General features: G+C 36.0%; 14 protein-coding genes and 1 pseudogene. 8 read left to right on the forward strand and 7 right to left on the reverse strand.

Features of this window, described 5'->3' with window-relative positions:
- Window positions 1–18 precede the first annotated feature (18 nt).
- The 3 genes from GQ596_RS02015 to GQ596_RS02025 all read right to left on the reverse strand — a co-directional run bounded on the left by GQ596_RS02015 (window position 19) and on the right by GQ596_RS02025 (window position 8,641).
- Complete coding sequence (locus GQ596_RS02015; RefSeq protein ID WP_160400016.1) at window positions 19–5,175, reverse strand: alpha-2-macroglobulin; 5,157 nt, start codon at window positions 5,173–5,175, stop codon at window positions 19–21.
- 940 nt (window positions 5,176–6,115) lie between these two features.
- On the reverse strand, window positions 6,116–6,661 hold the full coding sequence (locus tag GQ596_RS02020) for a hypothetical protein (protein WP_160400017.1): 546 nt from the start codon (window positions 6,659–6,661) through the stop codon (window positions 6,116–6,118).
- Between the two features lie 234 nt (window positions 6,662–6,895).
- On the reverse strand, window positions 6,896–8,641 hold the full coding sequence (locus GQ596_RS02025) for a hypothetical protein (RefSeq protein WP_160400018.1): 1,746 nt from the start codon (window positions 8,639–8,641) through the stop codon (window positions 6,896–6,898).
- Window positions 8,642–8,956: 315 nt separating this feature from the next.
- Here GQ596_RS02025 and GQ596_RS02030 point away from each other — a divergent pair, with 315 nt between their 5' ends.
- The 3 genes and pseudogenes from GQ596_RS02030 (at window position 8,957) to mscM (ending at window position 13,940) form a co-directional block, all read left to right on the forward strand.
- Window positions 8,957–10,369: a sodium:proton antiporter gene (locus tag GQ596_RS02030; protein WP_160400019.1), complete on the forward strand. Its 1,413-nt coding sequence runs from the start codon at window positions 8,957–8,959 to the stop codon at window positions 10,367–10,369.
- A 99-nt stretch (window positions 10,370–10,468) separates the two neighbouring features.
- A pseudogene (gene asd / locus GQ596_RS02035) lies at window positions 10,469–11,314 on the forward strand (archaetidylserine decarboxylase); the annotation flags it as partial.
- A gap of 7 nt (window positions 11,315–11,321) precedes the next feature.
- Window positions 11,322–13,940, forward strand: a complete 2,619-nt coding sequence (mscM, locus tag GQ596_RS02040; protein WP_160400021.1) for a miniconductance mechanosensitive channel MscM — start codon at window positions 11,322–11,324, stop codon at window positions 13,938–13,940.
- Here mscM and GQ596_RS02045 read toward each other — a convergent pair.
- Window positions 13,937–14,467 (reverse strand): DedA family protein, encoded by a 531-nt coding sequence (locus tag GQ596_RS02045; protein WP_160400022.1) that lies wholly within the window; start codon window positions 14,465–14,467, stop codon window positions 13,937–13,939. The two genes, mscM and GQ596_RS02045, sit on opposite strands and share 4 nt — an antisense overlap.
- 190 nt (window positions 14,468–14,657) lie before the next feature.
- On the opposite strand from GQ596_RS02045, the gene fdhD reads away from it, so the two are divergent.
- The 5 genes from fdhD to GQ596_RS02070 all read left to right on the forward strand — a co-directional run bounded on the left by fdhD (window position 14,658) and on the right by GQ596_RS02070 (window position 19,967).
- Entirely contained in the window at window positions 14,658–15,464 is an 807-nt protein-coding gene (fdhD, locus tag GQ596_RS02050) for a formate dehydrogenase accessory sulfurtransferase FdhD (protein WP_160400023.1), read from the forward strand.
- A 283-nt stretch (window positions 15,465–15,747) separates the two neighbouring features.
- Window positions 15,748–16,566, forward strand: a complete 819-nt coding sequence (locus GQ596_RS02055) for a purine-nucleoside phosphorylase (protein ID WP_160400024.1) — start codon at window positions 15,748–15,750, stop codon at window positions 16,564–16,566.
- A gap of 58 nt (window positions 16,567–16,624) precedes the next feature.
- Window positions 16,625–17,863 carry a nucleoside permease gene (locus GQ596_RS02060; protein ID WP_160400025.1) on the forward strand — a complete coding sequence of 413 codons (1,239 nt, stop codon included), beginning with the start codon at window positions 16,625–16,627 and terminating at the stop codon, window positions 17,861–17,863.
- 166 nt (window positions 17,864–18,029) lie between these two features.
- Window positions 18,030–18,965: a DMT family transporter gene (locus GQ596_RS02065; protein WP_160400026.1), complete on the forward strand. Its 936-nt coding sequence runs from the start codon at window positions 18,030–18,032 to the stop codon at window positions 18,963–18,965.
- A 528-nt stretch (window positions 18,966–19,493) separates the two neighbouring features.
- Window positions 19,494–19,967, forward strand: a complete 474-nt coding sequence (locus GQ596_RS02070; protein ID WP_160400027.1) for a hypothetical protein — start codon at window positions 19,494–19,496, stop codon at window positions 19,965–19,967.
- Window positions 19,968–20,085: 118 nt separating this feature from the next.
- Here the strand turns inward: GQ596_RS02070 and amtB are convergent, their stop codons facing one another.
- The 3 genes from amtB to dgt all read right to left on the reverse strand — a co-directional run bounded on the left by amtB (window position 20,086) and on the right by dgt (window position 23,491).
- Entirely contained in the window at window positions 20,086–21,366 is a 1,281-nt protein-coding gene (gene amtB, locus GQ596_RS02075) for an ammonium transporter AmtB (protein WP_160400028.1), read from the reverse strand.
- Window positions 21,367–21,387: 21 nt separating this feature from the next.
- Complete coding sequence (gene glnK / locus GQ596_RS02080; RefSeq protein ID WP_160400029.1) at window positions 21,388–21,726, reverse strand: P-II family nitrogen regulator; 339 nt, start codon at window positions 21,724–21,726, stop codon at window positions 21,388–21,390.
- A 277-nt stretch (window positions 21,727–22,003) separates the two neighbouring features.
- Window positions 22,004–23,491 carry a dGTPase gene (gene dgt, locus GQ596_RS02085; protein WP_160400030.1) on the reverse strand — a complete coding sequence of 496 codons (1,488 nt, stop codon included), beginning with the start codon at window positions 23,489–23,491 and terminating at the stop codon, window positions 22,004–22,006.
- Window positions 23,492–23,536 lie beyond the last annotated feature (45 nt).

Genomic DNA, 23,536 nt, shown 5'->3' on the forward strand with positions numbered 1-23,536 from the left:
AACAACCCCAATTAAGATCTATTGTTGCTGATTTGATGTATTGGCCGTATCTGGAGTATTTGATTTGCCATTACGCTCAACCGACATAACATCAATGGATTGACCAATAGCAAATCGATCAGGACGATACATTGATTCAACATAAGGATATGGAATCATATAATTCCCTGCCGTTACCGCTCTAGCTAAATAAGCAACACGAGTACGATAAGTACCATTGCTTACATAGTGATTAATATCAACAGCAGCAACATATCGATCATCACGAAACTCTTGATATTTAACATCATTGCTGTCTTCATCTTTCAACAAATTCGCTAATTCAGGAATTGCCTGCAAACTCACGCTACTATTAGTTAGATTTTGATTTTCTAACTCAAGACCAGCTGGTAAAAAGTCAACAATTAATGCATCGTGAACAGTTTCTTTATGCGCATTAACTTCTAATAAAACCACCATCAAATCTCCTACTTTCATATGATTTGGTTGGATTTTATTACCTTTCAAATCGTAGTAAGTACGTTTAATGGTTAATTCATTATTATCACTTGTTGGCGCAGGAGACCTTTTACCATAACCTGAAACCGTAAATTTAACATAAATCGGCTGTGCGTTTTCTGGATTTGAAATAGTCAAGCCATGAGCCAAATCGTCAAAAATCAAAGAGCGCGATAATGCTGAATTGACATTATTTGCTTGTTGATTAATCACAACATCAAATTTTTGTGAAGATTTATGTTGATCTAACGACCAACCCGCCATAAATAAAGCATTGAGCTCCTGCGTTGAAAAATAACGCGTATCATTGAGTAAATCAGATAAGTGAATTAAATAATCCGCTTGTTTATCAGCATTTAATCCATTTTCAATTAATAATGATAGAACCAATGCATTATCACGAATAGCACTACCATATTCGCCCAACCAAGAATATCGTTTGTCATAACTTGTGGTAAATACCTGTGGCATTAAGCTGTCATAGATATTATCAAAACCAGCCAATTTAGCTGATAACGCTAACTGAGCAACTGGCAATGGTGAAAACACCTTAATATTACCCTCGGTGATCTGTTGATACATGCGATTAATTTCATTACGCACAGATACCGTGATTTTATTTTGTTTTGCTAGCACAACTAACGCATAAGCTTTAGTTGCAAATTTCGTATAATCACTTACTTGTGAATTATCATAATAATTTTGCAAACTATTAAACGCATTAGCATCGTAAACATATTGATTAATACGCGAAATTGCCGCATCAAGTGCGCCATTATTCACATTATAACCACGCTCTTTGGCTTGCAATAAAAAGTCAGTTGCATACACAGTTAACCAATACTCTTCAGCACTATCGTTACTCCACAAACCAAAACTACCATTATTACGTTGCATTGATAAAATGCGTGAAATACCTAATTGCACTTTTTCACGTCGTTTGGCATCCGATTCAGTTTTAATTCCCAATGCAGAAAGCTGCTCTTGGTTTGCATATAACGATGGCATTAAACCACTAACAGTTTGTTCTAAACACCCATATGGATAAGCAAATAACTCTTTAATATACTGAGCAATATTAAGTGGAGGCTGATTCGATACAATTAATTTACCATCAACGGTATTATCAATCATGTCAACAAGACTACCCTCTGGTAATGACCAACTTTCACCGCCATTGATTGCTACAGCATAATACCGTGTGGTTGCAGCATAAGCCGGCCTAACGCCAATATTCCAAGATCGTTTGATTTGATACTCAGAACCATCTTCTAACAAAATACCTTTAACATTAATGGTGACTGAACCTTGCCCATAGCCATAATCGGCCATAATCGGTACTTGAATAATTTGTCTTTGCTTACTATCTATCGTTAAGGTTGTCGCCTTAGCTGAATCTTGATGAACTAAACCATCAGTAGACACATCGATCTGCATCGTTTGTGTTTTTTCGGTTAAATTATTCAAATCCAATGCCAAGTCAGCCTGATCTCCACCCGATAAAAAACGCGGTGTTGATAGTTCAACAACAACTGGTGATGCAACTAGCATCGTTTGTTCAGCCTTACCAAAACGTGTATCATCCCACGCTTGTGCCATTATGCGCAATTCACCATTAAAATCAGGCAAAGCAAGATCAACAACGCCCTCGCCATCATCATTTAACTTAATGGTTTGCAATTGCTGAGCCACAATATTGACATCATTTGATGGTTTTTTACCGCCGGCGCTAGCCTCAAGCATTGCATCACCACCAAAGCTCATATTAACATTACGGCCTTTACCTTCAATCAACTTACCATAAACATCATAAATATCGATGTTATAACGTTTACGCCCTAAAAACGCACTATAAGGATCGGGGGTAACAAAATTGGTAATATTCAACACGCCAGAATCCACAGCCGAAACCAACACCGTTACCTTACGATCTTGCTGGATTGATTTTTTATCCAATTTAATTTTTATTGGAATGGTTTTTTCAGGCTCTGTCTTTTTCGGTGCTTCGATATTGACATTTAATTGACGATCAGAAGTATCAATTGGTAAATAAAGTAAACCAATAGCTCGTTTAATTGTCTGCACAGCAGCATCGGTTGATGGACGAATAATCATCGCATTAATATAAACATCATGACGTTCCCAATCTTCAATAGGAATATCAACATCAAGACCATTATCATCAACGGTAATATCTTTCTTCCACAATATACCGTCATTAGTTTCAAGCGAAATATAACCAGAACCTGCAACAGGAGCTTGAACATGAATTTTTGCGGTATCACCGACTGCATAAGCCGTCTTATCAAGACTTAATTTAACCTGATCAGGACGAACAGAATTGGTACCGTTGGTATTATCTTCCCAATTATAACCACTTCGAAAACGCATGCTACTTATCACACTACTTTTAGTATCAACCACCTCAATACGATAAAAACCATAATCATTGGTTTGATAAGAAACTTTAGCAGTACCATTTTCAGCAATAGAAAGCGGTTGCTCTTGCACAACAAATTCACTCGAATTGTACTCTTGAGACCATCCTGAATCGCTAGACCAGCTCCAATAGTAATTACGACGCTCACGAACAATCCTTGCCTTTAAATCCTTTGTTGCTAATTTATTACCCTCAACATCAACATAAGCGACTTCAAACTCAGCATTATCGCCTTTATCAACCGTTGGGCTTTTTTCATATCGATCTGTTGACCAATCATAATAAGGTGATTGAGAAAACAACGCCCGCACAGCTGGCATTTGAACGCTTGGCCAAATCGCTTGGCTTGCATAACGTGTCACAGGGCGACCACCAGAATCAAGCAAACTTGCTTGTAAAACCACATTAACTGGAGAACTCAACTTACCCCAATTGCTAGTATCAACTGCGACTTGCACACTTCCGTTTTTATCTAAAGTCGTCTCAACATTATCAAGTTGTCTAGCAATATTTTTGTCAGTTACATCACCAATTTTATAATCAGCAAGTTCAGGAATTGAATCCATTTTTCTAAGATAAATATTACCTTCTAAACTATTTCCAGATGCTGGAGCACCATAAAGATACCAACCTTTAACGTCAAAGTTGATGCGTTTATCAAACTGAATCGGATTATTTGATACGGTTGTAATTTCCATCCCCATGCGTTCAGGCAAAAACTCTTCCACATTAAAATAAGCATAACGGTAACTAACATCGCCTAAATTAAAACGAAATGCCCATTTACCCGTTGCCGCACTTGCCGGAATTACATATTTCCATTGATACAAACCACTCGAATCCGCATTTTCTTTAACCGTAAAATTGTCAACCACTAAATTATCGGGCGACATAACATCAACCACAATCGGTTGAGCAGGCAATGGCTTACCATTGGCATCACGCAAAAGTGCATTAAAATAGACGGTCTCTTTTGGACGATATAAATCACGAGAACCAAAAGCAAATAATTGTTTTTGATAAAAAGGCGATCCCGTTAAATTATATTCGCTTAAATTCAACGCACCATGTTCCAAATCAACCAAAGACATTTGCTTGCCATCGCTTGCTGTCAGCAAGACATATTTCATATCATCTGGCAACATTACATCGGCATAACCATTTTCATCGGTTTTTGTTGAAATCGTTCTACAACCCTTATTGCTATCGCGAACGCCTTTGTCACATAATACCGATACATCAATGCCTGAAAGCGGTTTACCATCATCTAAAGCATGCGTCATGATCGTCAAATAACCGTCATTATAATCACGTACCGAAACACCAATATTACTGACAAAAAATAGAGACGCAGGATTTGAATAATCATAGCTACCCGCTTTACTCATCACCGCAAAATAAGCACCCTCTTGTTGCAATGGTGAAATGGACGATAAATTAAGTAATACTGTTTCTTGCGAATTACGTTTTGGATTTAAATCAAATCGAGACGTATAAACTAAATCAGCAACCTGTTGAAAATTCTTAGACTCCCAACTTGACAATTGCTTAGCAAAACCATAATCAGCGATAAAATCGGATAGTTTTTCAGGCTTAATTCTAAAAAAGTTAACATCAACCTTATCAACGTTAAGCGTAACCACAGGCAAACCGCTCATTGATTTGCTTGGCAACAAATAGCCACTACTAGCAAACCCAACCATTGGCTTACGATCTTGAGTTTTAATATGAGTTTGATAGACCGAAGCTAAATTACTGCCATTAATGCCTGCTAACATTTTATCGATTGTAAGTTCCAAATCACGGTTTGGTTCAAGGTAACGATGCCGTAATTCCAACCCATTGTCAGACAACTCCCAAGCTCCATCAACGTTACCCGATTGACGATCAACCAAACGGAGTAAATTAGAAAACTTAAGATTGGGATTTAAAGGCACCGAAAAAGTAATAACTAGCGTACTTGAACCATCAAGAATAACTTCTGAACTATCAATAACCGTTAACGCTTTATTATGGTATTTTTCGACTAATTCAGGGGTAGGCTTAAAAACAGGTTTGGATTGGTTATCGATTTCCGTATTCTCATTGGTATCCGCTGTAGGGGTATCATCAAGAGATTGTAATGCTGATGACGTTGTTAATTGTTCAGTATTTGCATTTTGCTTAACATCTTTATTATCACAGCCTGCTAACGCTAACAGCATACTCAACACCGCTACAGGTTTTACTAATCCCATTTTATCCTTACCTCTCATCTATAATAATTGTTATTGTTGATTATTCGCATTCGTTATTGACCATATATTATGCACTGACATAAGGTTTTTGGCAAAGAGAGTTTGATGGGATTTGCTGTTTTTTAAAAAAAACAGCAAAATAAAAACTTTAATAAAATCAATACCTTTCCTGACCACTTTTTTGCGGTTAAGTGTTGTTATCCAGAGTGTACTTTTATTGGTTTTGCGGGTTTGTTAGTTGTTGGTGTTTAATGCTAATTATGCAATTGGTTGATTTTGCTTGAAAAGAGTCAAATAAAAACTTCAATAAAATCAGTACCTTTCCTGACTGATTTTTTGCGATTAAATGCAGTTATCCAGAATGTACTTTTATTGGTTTTGCGGGTTTGTTAGTTGTTGGTGTTTAATGCTAATTATGCAAGTGGTTGATTTTGCTTAAAAAGAGTTAAATAAAAACTTCAATAAAATCAATACCTTTCCTGACCACTTTTTGGAGGGTTTTTGCGTTGTTTTTTATAAAAAAGTGACTTATAAAAGCCACTCAAGGTTATGCTGTCTGTCTTATTACGGCGTCGGACAAATTTGTCTGGAACAAATTTGAACACCTGAGCACAGCGAAGGTGGCCTCGTAGAGGCGAGTATCAGGATGATACGAGTAATGCCGAAGGCCACATTCTGTAGCCAAAGCGAGGGTTTGCAAAGGGAATTCGCTTTAATTCCCTTTGCTCGGACGTTGTCACTGTAGCTATTTTGTTCACCAAAGGTCAGAACGTCCGAAACCTCTGCACTCAATCCACTCTATTCACAAAAACAAAAAAGGCTTGATTTTTCGCTAAAAAATCGGTCAGGAAAGGTATTGATTTTATTGAAGTTTTTTCTTGATGTGTTTTTAGCAAAAACACACCCAAAACAATAGCCCCATCGGGCACCGTGTGCGCTGCTATTGGCTGAAATAGTTTTTTAACTCTTGAATAAATGCACTATCCACAATCGGGGGATATTTGTTAGGTTGCCATGATGATAAAAACAGCAAATGTTGTAATGTTAATGTTTTATTTATGTTGCTCAGTGCGGTTTCGGCTATTGGTTCGGAGTCTGTGAAAATCGATGATTTCGGTGCAGTCACTTCGTTTGCATGAGTGGTGGTTTGCTGTGGTGGGTTTTGTTGAGCTTTTCTTTTTTGGTATAAGTGGCACTGCTGTTGATACCAAGCTTGATAGCCACTTAAATCGTAGTCGCCAAGCAACTTATATCCATAAACAGTCGGTACTGCGTTAGGAACCCGTTTATTGATGACACTTACTGGAAATCCTCCATGTATAATCACTCGGTCGAGCTTTTTTACGTGATCGATTAACGGTTTTAGGTTAAACCCCAATAGCTGATTCAGCACATAAAATGATTGGTTATAGGCCTTTAAAAAAAGACCTTCCTTCAAAAGACTAATCGGGGTTTCACTTAATGCCAGTTTTTCCTCAATTTTCATTGTATGACACCTTATTATTTGCTCCAATTATTGCCTTGGGGGCCGCCAACCACGCCTTCGGCGCCTTCGGTCGGACTGCGGTTTTTTGACCTTCAGTCATGAAACCGCTGAGTCCGCAGGCTTTGCCTGCTCAAAGCCCCAACTGCCGCGGGGGCTTGATTCTTTTTTATATTGTCCTCTCAGGCACCATAATCGCCCCCCGCGCCCTAAGGATTAAGAACTAAACGCTAAAAGCTAAGGTGCGGTGCAAAGGCCATAGTTGGAGTAGATGGCATTGTCGCTGTGGACGTGGCCGGTGCCCGAGCTGACAAGGAACTGGTTGCGACTCGTTGCGTCGCTCGTCCAGTAGCCGTAGGAGTTGTAGACGAAGCCCGCATCAGCGTAGTTGTGCATGGAGCCCCACTCCGTGAAAAATCCTGCACCTATGTGACGCTCGTAATAATTACCTGATGAACGAGGTGAGGTGCCTAAATGGCTATAGTTTGAATTGGTTAAATCCCTTACCCGTACTATACGATAACCCAAACTTCTACACCATGCTAATTGGTCACTATAAGGTTTCCTTTGATTATCCCGATGGACGAACCACTGCTTTAACACAAATCCATAACGAACCTCATTACCACTACTATCCCTACCGACCAACTCAAATGTCTGTGGCAAAGATGGACGTGCTAATGAACTTGGATTACTTGAACTTATTTGAGTACTATCAGCTTTAGGACCATGCAACGTTACCCGCGTTACATTCTTGGATTTATCAGTAATCCAATTATCGTGTTGTATGGTAGTTCCATTCCATGGGTCTCGGTGTGAATCTGTATGCGGCCTTGTCCAACTCACCGTTGCGCTTAGACTACCACTTGTGTTAACTGTCCAACTTAACTGACTTCCGTCAATACCCCCTATATCCAAATCAAAATACAACCCATCTGAACCCGTTGTTGGAAAGTTCCTGTCGTAAGATGATGGACTCGTTGACTGAACTAAAAAGCCCTTACTAGGATTCCATATGTTAGATGGACCTGCATAGCGGCGGTTGTCGTCAGAATCAATGCCAGTTGTTCCACCAAACAACAAATTCGGCCTGACCGAACAAATACCTGCATTATCATATGGATTAATATAATAATCCACCGTAGCGCCACTAAAACTACTACTCCTTGGGACCCCATACTGCGTACTTAATATGCCACCTGTACTTGTTAAAGTTACCTTATAAGGTGCACTACATATACTTAATACATCGCTACGATTAACCGTATTACCGTTTTTATCCTTAAACGTTACCGATATACTCCCCGATGCCGTTACTCCACCTACTCCCTGTCCGTCTCCATCATCATCTCGCCAATATCCCTGACTCACCAAATCATTCATCGTGATTGAACTCCTTGATGCAGGTACTATCGTCTCTATATGACTTAAGTTACTCCCCACATATGGCAACCTGATTGGATTGCTTGGTGTTGATGGATTGGTTGACCTTGTGTATACCGTGCCATCCTGCAACTTTATTGACAATAAACGGTCTGTATTCGTTAATTTTGTTACCCCACCATCAAACGTTAAATACGGCGCACTCCCCTCGATAGCCCTTGAAGTATAAGCCGTTAACGCCTCTGTATCCTGCGTATACGACAATAACAACAATGGCGCTAAGAATAATGCCGATTTAGATAATAATGGTGATTTAAATAGTAATGGCGGTTTGAGTAACCACTTGGGTATCGGTGATAATTTTGCCGAAGATGTGATTGATGACCTGACCGAAGAGGTTCCTGAAAATGTTTCCGAAGATGCTGCTGAAGAACCTGCCGAAGACATCGCCAATAAAGACCGCGATGACGGCGTCGATTTCGCTACGCGAAATGACTTCGGTGATGAAAATAACTGTGGCGCTCTATTTTGACCACCGTGCGAATCAATAAGATTTAGGGCATAGGTTTGGCAGGCCAGATGCCAGATGCCAGATGCCAACCATGGTAATGCATTTTTTATTCCCTGTCAAGTAATTTATTGTTTTTTTCTCGATTTTTCTATCCGTTCGCTTTATTTTTGAGCGATTCCCTGCTTGAATAAGCCTTAAAATTATAACTTGATGGTGCATAATCTGCCACTTTTTTTGTTAATTTATTGTAAAGATTTGTTAGATGGTGGGTGGGGTGGTGGTTTTATATTATTAAGTCCCCATCACAATATTATTGCCTTATCCTTATTAATAATCTTAAAATTCGATAAACCTAAAAACTTTGTTATAATTTGACCTCTTTAAAAATCAAAATTCAAAAATTAATGAAAGCCCTCTATTCCTTTATCGTTTTAATACTAATACCTTTTGATCTTTTTGCTGCTGATTTTAGCGGTGATGATTTATCGATTTATTGGGGGATCCCTTTTGTGGGGATGTTGCTTTCTATTGCATTGTTGCCGTTATTTTTGCCACGATTATGGCACCATCACTACGGTAAAATAACGATGTGCTGGACGATGTTTTTTTTGCTGTTTGCTTTGTATTCGTTTGGTTTGCAATCAACAATTCATCTTACTGCCCATGCAGTAATAGCTGAATACATTCCTTTTATTTTATTACTACTAGCCTTGTTTACTGTTTCGGGCGGGATTTTAATTAAGAGCGATGTGCTTAGTACGCCCAAACTAAACGTTGGTTTGCTAGCAATAGGAACTTTGTTAGCATCAATTATGGGAACAACAGGTGCGGCAATGTTGATGATTCGACCTGTAATTAGAGCTAATCGTCAACGAAATTATGCCGTACATACCATTATCTTTTTTATCTTTTTAGTAGCGAACATTGGCGGTGGCTTGACACCACTTGGGGATCCACCTTTATTTATTGGTTTTTTAAAAGGTGTGAATTTTGGGTGGACTGTTAAACATATGTTGTTGCCCGTTTTGCTTAGTTCAATGTTGTTATTAGCAATTTATTATAAGATTGATTGCCACTACTTTCGTAGCCAATATGGTCATTCCCTTGCGTTAACTTCGACTTCAAAAACTAACACTATTAAGGTTTATGGTGTAAGCAATATTTTTTTATTGGTGGCTATTATTGCCTGTGTACTTATGTCAGGCATTTGGCGATCGTCTGTTGAGGTTATGGTTTTAGGGTTACCTATTACTTTATCTAATTTAGTCCGCGATATTATGTTTGTTGTGATCACCTTTATTTCAATATTAATCACCCCCAAACAAGTCCGTGCCGGTAACGAATTTAATTGGGAACCTATCATTGAAGTTGCTAAGCTGTTTATCGGGATTTTTATTACTATTGTTCCTGTACTTGCTATTTTACGAGCAGGTAGTCATGGGGCATTAGCCCCAATAGTTTCACTGGTGACAAATGAGCAAGGCGAACCAATCAACAGCATGTACTTTTGGTTGTCAGGTTTGCTTTCTGGTTTTTTAGATAATGCCCCCACCTATTTGGTCTTTTTTAATCTCGCTTCTGGCGATGCTATCACTTTAATGACCACGTTAGAAAGAACCCTGCTTGCTATTTCAATGGGCGCTGTTTTTATGGGCGCACTAAGCTACATTGGTAATGCGCCTAATTTTATGGTCAAAAGCATTGCCACACAAAACAAAATTAATATGCCGAGTTTTTTTGGTTATATGAAGTGGTCAATAGGCATTTTGATTCCTGTGTTTATTATCGATAATTTGGTGTTTTTTGTATTGTTTTAGTGCATATTGTTATAAATGTTATTGTTGTTATGAGTTTTACACTTTGTATATAAAACTTGGTATAATGCAACGTTTGTACCATAATTTTGAGAGTGATATATGTTAAATCAATTAAAAGCAATTATTCAGTATCTTCTTCCTAAACAGTTATTAACCGTGATCTTTGGTTGGCTGGCAAAGAAACAGTTAGGTAAAGTTACAACATGGATGATTATGCTTTTTTGTAAAGTGTATAAGGTGGATTTGAGCGAGGCAAAAATTAATGATGTTAGCAAATTTAAAACATTTAACGATTTTTTTGCTCGCGAATTGAATGAAGATGCCCGTCCAATTGATGTTGCTGATAACGCTGTTGTTATGCCCGCAGATGGAATCATTAGTCAGTTTGGTTCTATTCAAGATACACAGTTGCTACAAGCTAAAGGGCATTTTTATTCTTTAGAATCATTACTTGCTTGTAATTCTGAGATGATCAAGTTTTTTAAAAATGGATTATATGCAACCACTTACTTGTCTCCTAAAAATTATCACCGTTTTCATATGCCTTGTGATGGTGTTTTACGTGAGATGATTTATGTGCCTGGTTCGCTATTTTCAGTCAATAAAGCCACAACCGAAAGCATACCTAATATTTTTGCTCGTAATGAGCGAGTAATTTGTTTATTTGAAACTGAATTAGGTCCAATGGCACAAATTTTAGTGGGAGCAACCATTGTTGGGAGTATTGAAGTTCCATGGGAAGGCATCATCACTCCACCGCGTGAAGGTATTATGAAACGTTGGACTTATAGTGACGAAATAAAATTAACCAAAGGGCAAGATATGGGGTGTTTTAAATTAGGTTCGACCGTAATTACCTTGTTTGCGTCAAATGCAATTGAGTTTGATAGTCACCTTAAAGTGGGTAGTGTTGCTCGTGTAGGTCAAAAATTAGCAGATAGGATATAACATTATGTGGATGCGTGGTGTTTTTTGCTTTGTTGCTGTGTTGTTTTCTTCACTGACTTTCGCCGAAGAGTCTACGCCAATCATTAATAATGAGGATGATCTTTCTCAAGTTGTTCATCAGTTAAGTGATAAAAATGATGAGCTACGTCAAAATATGGAGTTCCAAAAGAATCATTTAACTAATATTGTTAATGAGCAAAACAACATCACCGCCCAGATTTCTCATGTGCAAAATACATTAACCACTCTCGCTGAACAAGGCGAGTGGTTGAGTTTTTCAACCTCTTTGGGTGAAACTTTGCGTCAGCAGTTATTGCGCTTACCCGAAAAACCTAAATCGCAAGCTTTAGATGCTGAAATTGCCGAAGCAAAAGCTCAACAACTTAACTATAGTGATACTTTAACTTCTTTAGATAATTATCCAACATTAACCAGTCCACTTAATAGTGTTAAAGAGGCAATACAATATCGTCGTTTGCTTCGTGAACAGACTGAATTGCTTAAAACGCTTATTTCAGGAACTGATACCACTATTTTAGAACTAACCAAACTAAAAATTGCCAATAAACAGTTAACCAATGCCATCGACGAAGTGAACGATGCTGCTCATCGATATTTCTTTTGGGTGGCAAATGTAAATCCTATATCGTTGAGTTATCCTATCGATTTAGCTAAAGATGTTGTTTATGTGGTTTTTTCGATCGATATGCTTTCACAGCTTTATAATGCTAGTGCTGAAGTACTAAGCGCTCCCAAGCCACTATTTTTAATTGTTTTATCGTTAATGTTTGTCTTTGCACACTTTAAGATGCGTGCAAAATATAATACTTTTTTAAATAAATCAGCAGGACGTGTAGGTAAAGTAACACAAGATAGTTATTCTTTAACCTTAAAAGTCATTATATTTTCCTTAATCATGGCATTACCTGTTCCTATTTTGTGGGCAGTGTTTGGCTATGCTTTACAGATTAATTCCGATTATCCTGTCGCGTTTGCTTTAGGTTATGGTGTGAATGCCGCTGCGCCTATTTTATGGGTGTTTATTATCTCAGCACATTTTGCATCATCTAATGGACTTTTTATTAGTCATTTTGGTTGGTCTGAACGTAGTGTACGATCAGCAATGAAATATTACCAACTTTCAATTTGGCTTGTAATTCCGTTGGTCGTGATAGTGATGAGTTTTGACCAATATAATAATCGCCAATTTGCTGCAACCATTGGTCGTACAGCGTTTATTTTTCTTTGCTTTGCTTTAGTGTTTATGACTAATTCGCTCCATCGTGCTGGCGTTCCGCTTTATATCGATAAAAAAGGATCTGGCGATAATTTATTAAGTCATATCTTGTGGTTTATCTTATTAAGTGCACCATGGCTTGCCATTATTGCTGCTTGTTTAGGTTATTTATCAACAGCTCAAGTACTATTAGGGCGACTTGAAGCGTCGGTTATTATTTGGTTTGCACTGTTAGTGGTTTATTTTATGATTCGCCGTTGGATGTGGATCCAAAAACGTCGTATTGAATTTGAACGCACAAAACAACGCCGTTTAGAGCGTATGCAACGCGCCAAATCGCATGAAGACGATTCTAATTCACTTAATGAAAATGTCGATGAACCTGTGATCGATTTAGATGCCATCAGCGCTCAATCTTTACATTTAGTCAGATCAATAATTATGATGATTGCACTCATTAGTATGATTTTGCTGTGGTCTGAGCTACATTCAGCTTTTGCTTTTATGAATAACATCAAATTATGGGGAACCAGTGTTATTGTCAATGGTACTGAAATTGAGCAATATATTACTCTTGGTGCAGTATGTATCGCTATTTTAGTGATGACAATTACCGTTCAGTTGGTTAAAAACTTACCCGCTTTATTAGAATTAGGCATTTTACAACATTTAGATTTAGCCCCAGGAACAGGTTATGCAATTTCAACGGTTTCAAAATACATTATTTTGATGATTGGTTGTATGATTGCATTTTCGTTTATTGGTATAGATTGGTCCAAAATTCAATGGCTAATTGCTGCACTAGGTGTGGGATTAGGGTTTGGCCTGCAAGAAATTTTTGCGAATTTTATTTCTGGTTTAATTATTTTATTTGAAAGACCAGTGCGGATTGGTGATACGGTGACAATTCGTGATTTGACTGGTAACATCACTAAAATCAATACTCGTGCAATTACCATCGTTGATTGGGACCGTAAAGAAATTGTGATGCCTAATAAGGCTTTTATTACTGAACAATTGGTAAATTGGTCGTTATCTGATTCGATCACTCGAATTGTATTAACCATTCCTGCAACTATTGATGCTGATAGTGATCTGGTTATTAAGCTTTTACAACAAGCATCAGATGAATGCGAATATGTACTTAAAGATCCCGAGCCTCAAGTATTTTTAGTGGATATTCAAGAAGGGATTCAGCTATTTGAATTACGTGTTTTTGCTGCTGAAATGGGGCACCGAATGTTGCTACGGAGCGCTATACATAAGCTAATACTTGAAGCTTACCGCAAGCATCATTTGACATTACCATTTCCACCATTGCAGACCAATTTAGAAGCTTTAGGTCGCAAAAGTGGACGTCGTGGCTATACAGTTGGGACTGTTTAACCAAATAGCGTTGCTAGCCATGGAACACCAAAAGCGCCCGGCGCAAGCAATACAAATGCCCAAACGGGCGCCGAAGCAATATTGGCCACATTAAATTTCGTTGCAGGCATGTGCATTGTGCCTGCTATTAATGGCACTATTGCCCGTAATGGCCCAAAAAATCGTCCAATAAATACCCCTAACGTTCCATAACGCTGAAAAAATTGCTCAGCACGATAAATTAATTTGGGATGTTTATTAAGAGGCCATGATGTAATAACTTGTTGGTGATAGTGTTTACCTAACCAATAAGATACTAAGTCGCCTAAAATAGCACCTATCGAAGCGGTAATTAATACTGGTACAAATGATATCGCCCCGCTACCTATCAAAGCGCCTACACCGAATAAAATTGCCGTTGCAGGGACCAAAAGCGAGATAATTGCTAAAGATTCGCCAAATGCCAATAAAAATATAATTGGTAAAGCCCAAACTTGATGATGCTCAATAAATTGCATAATTGCTATTGTGATTTCGTGTAGCGACATAAGTTTATGTGTGTAAATTATCAATTGATTATGGTGTGCTATTTTACCATAATACTAGTCACTTAGGACTTGATACTTTACTTATTGATAGAACATTACAAGACGTTAACATTCTTTTAGTTTTATTAACGCTTAAGATTATGTTGATAGTAGTCCTAATCGAAATACTCCAATTAATAAGAGACAAATCATGACAATTGGTATTGAATCAATCCTAGTACGGAAGTTTAAAAATAGCGAATTTAAAGCCCCCCAACTTGATAAATTAGCTGTCGAAAAGCCTGTTGCTTTAATTTATAACGGGATTTCACATGTTGTGATGATGGCAACCCCCAAAGATTTACATTATTTTGCAGTTGGGTTTTCGTTAACTGAAAATATTATTCAGTCAGTTAATGATATTTACGGTATTGATATTATTGAGACCCCAAAAGGCATAGAAGTACAAATTGAACTTTCGTCACGACGTTTTAGTGAACTAAAAGAAAAGCGCCGTAATTTAACTGGGCGTACGGGCTGTGGTATTTGTGGCAGTGAGCAGATAGATCAAGTTTGCCAAACTATTTCTAGTTTGCCGCTAATGAACCAGATTAGTTTAGCTGATTTTAGCAATAGTCTAAATTATTTATCGCAAGTCCAACATGTTGGTAATCAAACTGGTTGCACTCATGCCGCGGTATGGTTGGATTTACAAGGACAATTTATAGCTGGATTTGAAGATATTGGTCGACATGTAGCTTTAGATAAATTATTGGGCTTTAGAGCAATGCAATTACCTAATGATCCTAAATATCAACATGGTGTAGTGTTAGTATCAAGCCGTGCTAGCTACGAGATGGTGCAAAAAACAGCGAATTGTGGTATAGAATTTTTGTTAGCTGTTTCAGCGGCGACTTCATTAGCTGTTGATTTGGCTAAACAGTGTAATTTAACTTTACTTGGATTCTTTAGAGGAAGGAACGGCGTAGTTTATTCTGGAGAAGATCGTTTAATTTAATAATTATTTTAGTATTAACTATTTTGATACTTAAATTAACATTGAATTTAATTATTTGATTAATAAAATAAAAAAATTTATTCATCTGATTAATTCTAAGATATCGCAATTCACATCTTTTCTTATTGAGCAAAGATCATCATAATATATGCGCAAAACAGGGATTACTTTGTTTTTTAATTATTTTGTAAACGTATTATTAATAAAACCAGTAATAGTCTATTACCGTTAATTTTATTTACCCTGTTTTACTCTAGTATTTAATTTTTGAAAGGATACCATCATGCATCAAACTTCAGACATTCAACAAGCTGTTAACTATATTCAACAACAAACAGACAAGAAACCAACAATTGGGATTATTTTGGGTTCAGGTTTAGGTCCTTTTGCTGACACTCTTGAAGATGCTGTTCATATCCATTATGACAATATTCCTCATTTTGCTAAATCAGCAGCAGTGGGGCATGCTAATGAATTAGTAATAGGAAAAAGTGGCGATAAAACCGTAGTTGCAATGAAAGGACGTTTTCACTACTACGAAGGATTTACTTTAGATCAAGTTACCTTTCCGGTACGTGTGATGAAAATGCTTGGCGTTGAAAAACTGATTATTACTAATGCCTGTGGTGCAGTAAATACTGGATTCAAACCAGGTGATTTAATGATAATTACCGATCACATTAATTTAACCGCTAACAATCCATTAATAGGACCAAATAATCCAGAATTAGGAGTTCGTTTTTTAGACGTAAGTGAAGTTTACAATAAACAATTACGCTCAATTGTTGTTGATGTAGCAAAAGAACTAAATATCACTTTACAACAAGGTGTCTATGCTTGGTGGACAGGTCCAACATATGAAACCCCCGCCGAAATTAGAATGATCCGCGTTTTAGGTGCTGATGCTGTTGGTATGTCAACCGTACCTGAAGCAATCATAGCTCACCACTCAGGTATTAAAACTATCGGAATTTCATGTCTAACTAATATGGCTTGCGGGATTTTAGACCAACCATTAGGTCACGAAGAAGTGATTGAAACAGCTGAACGTGTTAAATCAACCTTTTTACAACTTATTACAAAAACAATTGAACGTTTTTAAGTAGTGCTTTTTATTGATGACTTTCTATGAAAAGTCCACTTTATTTTAGGAATAAACAATGAACATAGCAAATAGATTAGAATTGATGATGTTTCTCCAATATTTTATTTGGGGAAGTTGGTTAACCACATTTGGGGCTTATCTATTTAATACATTACACTTTTCTGGTGTTGAAGTATCTATGATTTTTAGTACTAAAGGTTTAGCCGCTTTAATTACACCATTTGTTATTGGCATCATTGCTGATAAATTTTTGCAAGCTAAATATCTTTATATGTTTTGTCACGCTGTTTGTGCCATTGCACTTTTTTATGCTGCATCAATTAATAATTCAGCTATTTTGTTTTGGGTAATGTTAGTTAATGCGTTAACATTTATGCCAACCATTGCATTATCAAACTCAATTAGTTATCACTGTTTAGACAAAGATAACTTAGATACTGTCACTCTATTTCCCAAAATACGTGTATTTGGGACTATCGGTTTTATCATTGCGATGTGGACAGTGAGTTTATGCAAATTCGAATTGAGTAATGCTCAACTCTATATTGCTAGTGCAGCTTCTATTGTACTTGTAATTTATAGTACAACATTACCTAATATTACTGTATCAAAAAGCCAAAAACAGTCTTGGGTTTCTTATTTAGGATTAGATGCTTTTGTGTTATTCAAAAAACCGGTAATGGCAATATTTTTCCTTTTTGCTATGTTACTTGGGGCAATATTACAAATCACCAATACCTTTGGTGGAGCATTTTTACATGACTTTGATAAAATACCAGAATTTAAAGAAAGTCTAGTTGTTCAGTACCCAGCTATTTTATTGTCATTTTCACAAATGGCTGAAGTCGCATTTATTTTGACTATCCCATTTTTTCTCAAAAAATTTGGTATCAAAAAAGTCATAATGATAAGTATAATTGCTTGGACGCTAAGGTTTGGTTTATTTGCGTTTGGCGATCCTACGCCTTTTGGCTTTGTACTGCTAATGCTTTCGATGATCGTTTACGGCTGTGCATTTGACTTTTTTAATATTTCTGGCTCTATTTTTATTGAAAAAGAAGTTAGTTCAGATATTCGAGCCAGTGCCCAAGGACTATTTATGACAATGGTCAATGGTATTGGTGCTTATTTTGGTTCGATTTTAAGTGGTTTTGTAGTTGACATGTGTACACATGATGGCATTAAAGATTGGCAAACAATTTGGCTAATTTTTGCATCTTATGCACTTATACTTGGTGTTGTTTTTTATTATTCATTTAATTATGAGCATACTAAACACCAATCTGATGTATAACCATTTATCTATTCATTTCAATGAATTTTAAAATATTATTTATCATTTTATTTTAATTTAACTCATTAAAAAGCCATAAGGGGTTGAAAAATACCCCTGAGGGCTTTTATTGTTTTTTCTATCCATAATTTTTAGCAATGTTTTTTTAGTTTGGTGAGATTTAAATATGCAATATAAATTTTTAGGCGGTTTTCTAGTCTTTTTGGGGGCATGTAGTTTTGGTGTGCTCTCTTCTATCGTGAAAACAGCTTATAAAGCAGGCTATTCACTGGGTGAAGTTACTGGTGTTCAATGCTTTTTGGGAATGTTAATGCTGTGGAGTATTCACTTTATTGTTAAAACAGTATACAAACCCAAAATAACAACATCGACTGATAAATCATTGGCAACTTCAAGCTCTAAAAAAACTCAATTAACAAAAAAATGGAAAGTTTGCGCCGTTGGCCTTTTTCCTGGTTTGGTAGGTATTTGTTATTACCAATGTGTACAGTTGGTTCCCGCATCAATTGCCATCATTTTATTAATGCAATATTTGTGGATTAGTGTCTTTATTGATTTTGTCATATTCAAAAATAAACCTAGCATGATTCAATTAGCAGTGGTTATTGTGATTATATTGGGTAGTAGTTTGGCAGCAGGTATTTTTAATCAAGATATTAGCTTAAATTTAACCGGTTGTTTTTTTGGTTTTTTAGCAGCATTAATGTATTCACTCTTTATCAGCACTAGTAGCAATATTGGAAATGAGTTACCTAAACTCGAAAAAAGTGCCTTGATGATAACCGGCGCATGTATTATTACTTTTTTAATATTTCCACCGTTGTTTTTCTTCAAACTTGATTTTAGCGATAAACTTTATCAATTAGGTTTTTTATTAGCATTGCTCGGAACCGTATTACCGCCTTTTTTGTTTTCGATAGGAATTCCAAGAATAGGTATTTCATTAAGTGCAATTTTGTCGGCAGCAGAGCTACCTGTTGCGGTGACTTGCTCGTATTTTTATTTACAAGAGTCAGTTCATTTTAATCAATGGGTTGGAGTAAGTATTATTTTATTAGCTATCGCTTTACCTAATTTAAAACATATCAAAAAAACAGATTAACCTTAAATTAAAAAGTAGGACAAAAGTCCTACTTTTTAATTTAATAGCTTTAATAGTCAAACAAATTAAAAATTATTATGATATATTTGTTTACTTTCCTTATTACATATTTATCTGTAAGACCTTAAAAAAATTTTAATAAAAGAGTAAATCTAGCAATATTATTGAACTTTCTAAAGTTAGATATGTCTTATAGAAGTAGTTATTGTGAAACAGTATTAGTAATGTCCCGTAGTTAGTCTTTAAAGCAGGTTTGCGTATAAATAATGTTATTTATATTAAAGCCTAACCGTTTTTCCTGATAGTAGCCGTTCTCGTGATGTTTTATTTTTTAAATTTTTATGTTTTAAAATTTAAATTCATCAATTTAAATATCTAATAGATAAATCATTAACTATTTGATTTTTTGTTTATTTTTATATTTAAGCATTATGTTAACCTAAAACATTTTACATAAAAAATGACATTTATTTTTCATTATTGAAAATTTTGTTACTTTTTTATTCTAATTAAAAAGGAAGTTGCAGAATGAATACATATAAAAAACCGTTATTTACCTTAGTACATAGCAATGATGCAATACCTGAACACAGAACACTGGCTTATTTAGATCCGACATTAAATTATTATACGGATCATGTCGATGAGATTATTGCCTTACGTGTTAAAGAGCTTAAATTGCATCACTCTGAATATAGAGAGTATCACGATATTAACAAAAACAATAAAAAAGGATTTTCTTTTGTTTTCAGTGAAGTTTTTGAATCAGAACACCATAAAAAACAAATTGGTATGCTGAAAGATGATATTGCTATTGCTAAAGAGTCAAACAAAGTAAAAGAATTATTAAATACTCGGATAAAAGAAATTGCTAATGTTTATCCTGAATTGCAATTTAATTTTAATGATATGCACATTTTACCAACTAAAGTAAAAGAACACCTTTTTGCTCCACCTTTAATCTTAACTGAAGATAATGCCATTATGCTTTGGGATGATTAAAAAAACATTATTTAACAATAATTAGTAAAAGCCATAATTTACAGGGATTACTCCCTGTAAATTATTTTTCCTAGATATTTATTCTGTGTGAATAATTAATGATATACCTGCCTAACAGTTAACTATTAAAAGCACTTTCACCATGGCTATTGATGTCAAGTCCTTCTCGTTCATGTTCTTCAGATACCCTTAATCCAACGCAGATATCTGCAATTTTATAAGCAATAAAAGCCACCACAGCTGTCCAAATTACGCAAGTAATGACACTCATCACTTGAATTCCAACTTGGCTTATCATTGTGATACCTTCTGCATAACCAATCCCCCCCAAAGATTCTGAAGCGAAGATACCTGTTAATATACAGCCGACAATACCACATACGCCATGTACGCCAAACACATCACAGGTATCATCAACTTTTAAAATTCTTTTGAGTGTTGATACCCCAAAAACACCAGCAAAACCACAAATAAGGCCAATTAACATAGCACCACCTACGCCAACAAGGCCAGCGGCTGGTGTGACACCAACTAATCCTGCTATCACTCCAGATACTGAACCAAGACATGATGGTTTGCCTCGTAAAAGCCATTCAGCTAATGTCCATGCCAAAACTGCAGCAGCCGTCGCAGCAACTGTGTTAATAAAAGCCAAACCTGCAATTTCGTCAGCATGAGTTGATGAGCCAGCATTAAAACCAAACCAACCAATATAAAGGATTGCCGCACCAAGATAAACATAAGGTAAGTTAAATGGTTTTAGTGGTTCACGGTTATAACCAATACGGTTTTTTATTAAATAAGCACCTACTATTCCAGCAATCGCCGCATTAATATGTACAACAGTACCACCAGCAAAGTCGAGCGCTCCCTCATCACCTAAGATACCCCCGCCCCATACCATATGAGCCATAGGAATATATGAAAACGTAAACCATAACACCATAAAAATTAATACAGCAGAAAACCGAATGCGCTCAGCAAAAGCACCCGGAATTAAACAGCAGGTAATGCAAGCAAATGATCCTTGAAATGCAACCCAAATAAATTCATAAATCGAGCCTGACACATCTGTAATATTGATACCGGTTAATAGAAAATGGTCAAAATTACCATAAAACCAGTTCCCTTCACCAAAAGAAAGTGAATAACCATATGTAATCCACAATACAGCAATAAGTGAAAAGATAACAAGTACTTGAGATAACATTGATAACACGTTTTTAGAACGTAATAATCCGCCATAAAACAAAGCAATTCCTGGAACGGACATGAAAAGGACTAAAGCAGTACAAATCATCATAAATCCGTTATCAGCTTTATCAACGATGGCGCTTTCGTCAGCAAAAACAGAGCTTGAAAATAAAATAATTAAAGAAAAAATAATTTTTTTCAACATAATGATATCCTTAACAGTAAATTACAGCGCTGATTCGTCGGTTTCACCAGTACGGATACGCACGACATGCTCAAGTGAAGTAACAAAAATTTTGCCATCACCAATTTTACCTGTGTATGCGGCTTTGGTTACGATATTAATGACTTCATCAAGCTGTTCATCACTAATCGCCAAATCAATTTTAACTTTAGGCAGAAAATTAACATTATATTCAGCACCACGATATAACTCGGCATGACCTTTTTGTCGACCAAACCCTTTAACTTCAGTAACGGTTAATCCTGTAATGCCGACATTAGATAAGGCCTCTCGAACTTCTTCTAATTTGAAAGGTTTTATAACTACAGTGACTAATTTCATTAATTGCTCCTAATAAATATGAGATACAAAATTAATCATGCAAAGAACGTGCCAAAATAGATGGCTTGAATGAAATTGAGTAATTTAAGTGGAATTTATAACAAATAGAAAAGATAGCCGTTATAAAAACTTAGGCTTAGTGACTTAGCTTAAGCAATTAAATGTATAAATAAGCAAAATATACTTTGATATATTTTTATTTTACTATGCACTTATATGGTGCCATGTGTGTATTATTGGTGCCCAATAATTATGAGTAATTAGTACATAATAAGGATTAGAACGTTACCATTAATTTACGATATTCATCATAGGCAAAATGGTCTGTCATGCCACTAATATAATCTTGCAATAATCGACACCGATAATAAAATTCCATACAAGCAAAATTGGCTTCATTTGAATTTAATTTACTAATTGCTTGCTTATAAGCTGCACAATGTTTTGAAGATAATTTATGATATAAACGCGTTTCAATGGGATAATGCTTGTGATATTCGTTATCAACTAATTTTAAAAAATCATCAGTAGGCATAGTAAGCAACGGACTATAAATATCAAGCAATCCGCTAATAATTCGATATCCTTGAAGTTCAATATTTTCGACCGATTCATGATTAAATACATGTTCAAAGCCGACTGCTTTAAAAATATTAAGCAATTTATATTCTGTACTATGATCTTCAAGTAAGGCATGGTTAAACGAACCATGATAAATTGCGTCTATATTTTCAATAAAACGTTCAGCGGCATGTGGTACTAGTTTACTAATAGCATTGACACGTAAGTACATAAAAAATTGATCAATGCCAATAGCATTAAATTCATTCTGTTTTAAATTTTCGTAAGGGCGATTGACAACTAGATCAAACAAATCACCTTTTTTAAAAGGTCCCCATGCTTCAGCAAGATAGGTGTAAAGCTGTTTTACAGTTAAAATTTTCTTTTCAACGGCATCTTCAAGATCTGCAATACAATATGAAATATCATCAGCCGCCTCCATAATATAGGTTAACGGATAACGATGAAACTGTTTGATATCAAGTTGTTTAGATAACGCTTTTACAAATGGTTCTTCTGATAAATAATAACCTGGCTTTTTCATTAAATAAGAAAATTCAGGCGGTATCGAATCAGACCAATAAGCTGGTTTAGAGTATTTAAGAATTGAGGCAATTTGTGAATAAGTTAAATTAAGACGTAATATGGAATGAACTAAACGAATTGCTTGAGCATTACCTTCAAAATTTGCGAGATCTTGGCGGATTTCGGTTTTAAGTTTTTTAATTTCATCATCATCATTAGTATGCACCTTTAATGCTGGATAAATGGTGTCATTTTCAAGCCCTAATCGTAAATGAAACCATTGATTAATAGCTGCTTCACCAAAATGACCAAATGGAGGATTACCAATATCGTGCATTAAACAGGCCATTTCAACAAGGCTTTCGATCGCCATTACACAATTATCAAGCCCGTATTTTTTTAATTGTCCTGTTTTACCAAGGCGGTTAACAATTTCTTTAACAATGTAACGACCTACTTGCTGCACTTCCATAGAGTGAGTAAGTCGCGTTCTGACTACTGAGTTGCGTTCTAATGGAAAGACTTGTGTTTTTTGTTGTAGACGACGAATAGCAGCTGAATTTATGATACGTCCACGATCACTTTCAAAACAACGTACTATTGAGTACTCGTCAGACAGTACTTCACGTTTTTTGCTAGCATAGCGTTGATAATTGATTTTTTGGTTAAAGTTGATCATGGTCCTATCTCTAATTTTATCACTCTGATTGGCTCAACTCGCTAA

Origin of the sequence: Gilliamella sp. Pra-s60 (genome assembly GCF_009795755.1) — a bacterium.
GTDB lineage: Bacteria > Pseudomonadota > Gammaproteobacteria > Enterobacterales > Orbaceae > Gilliamella.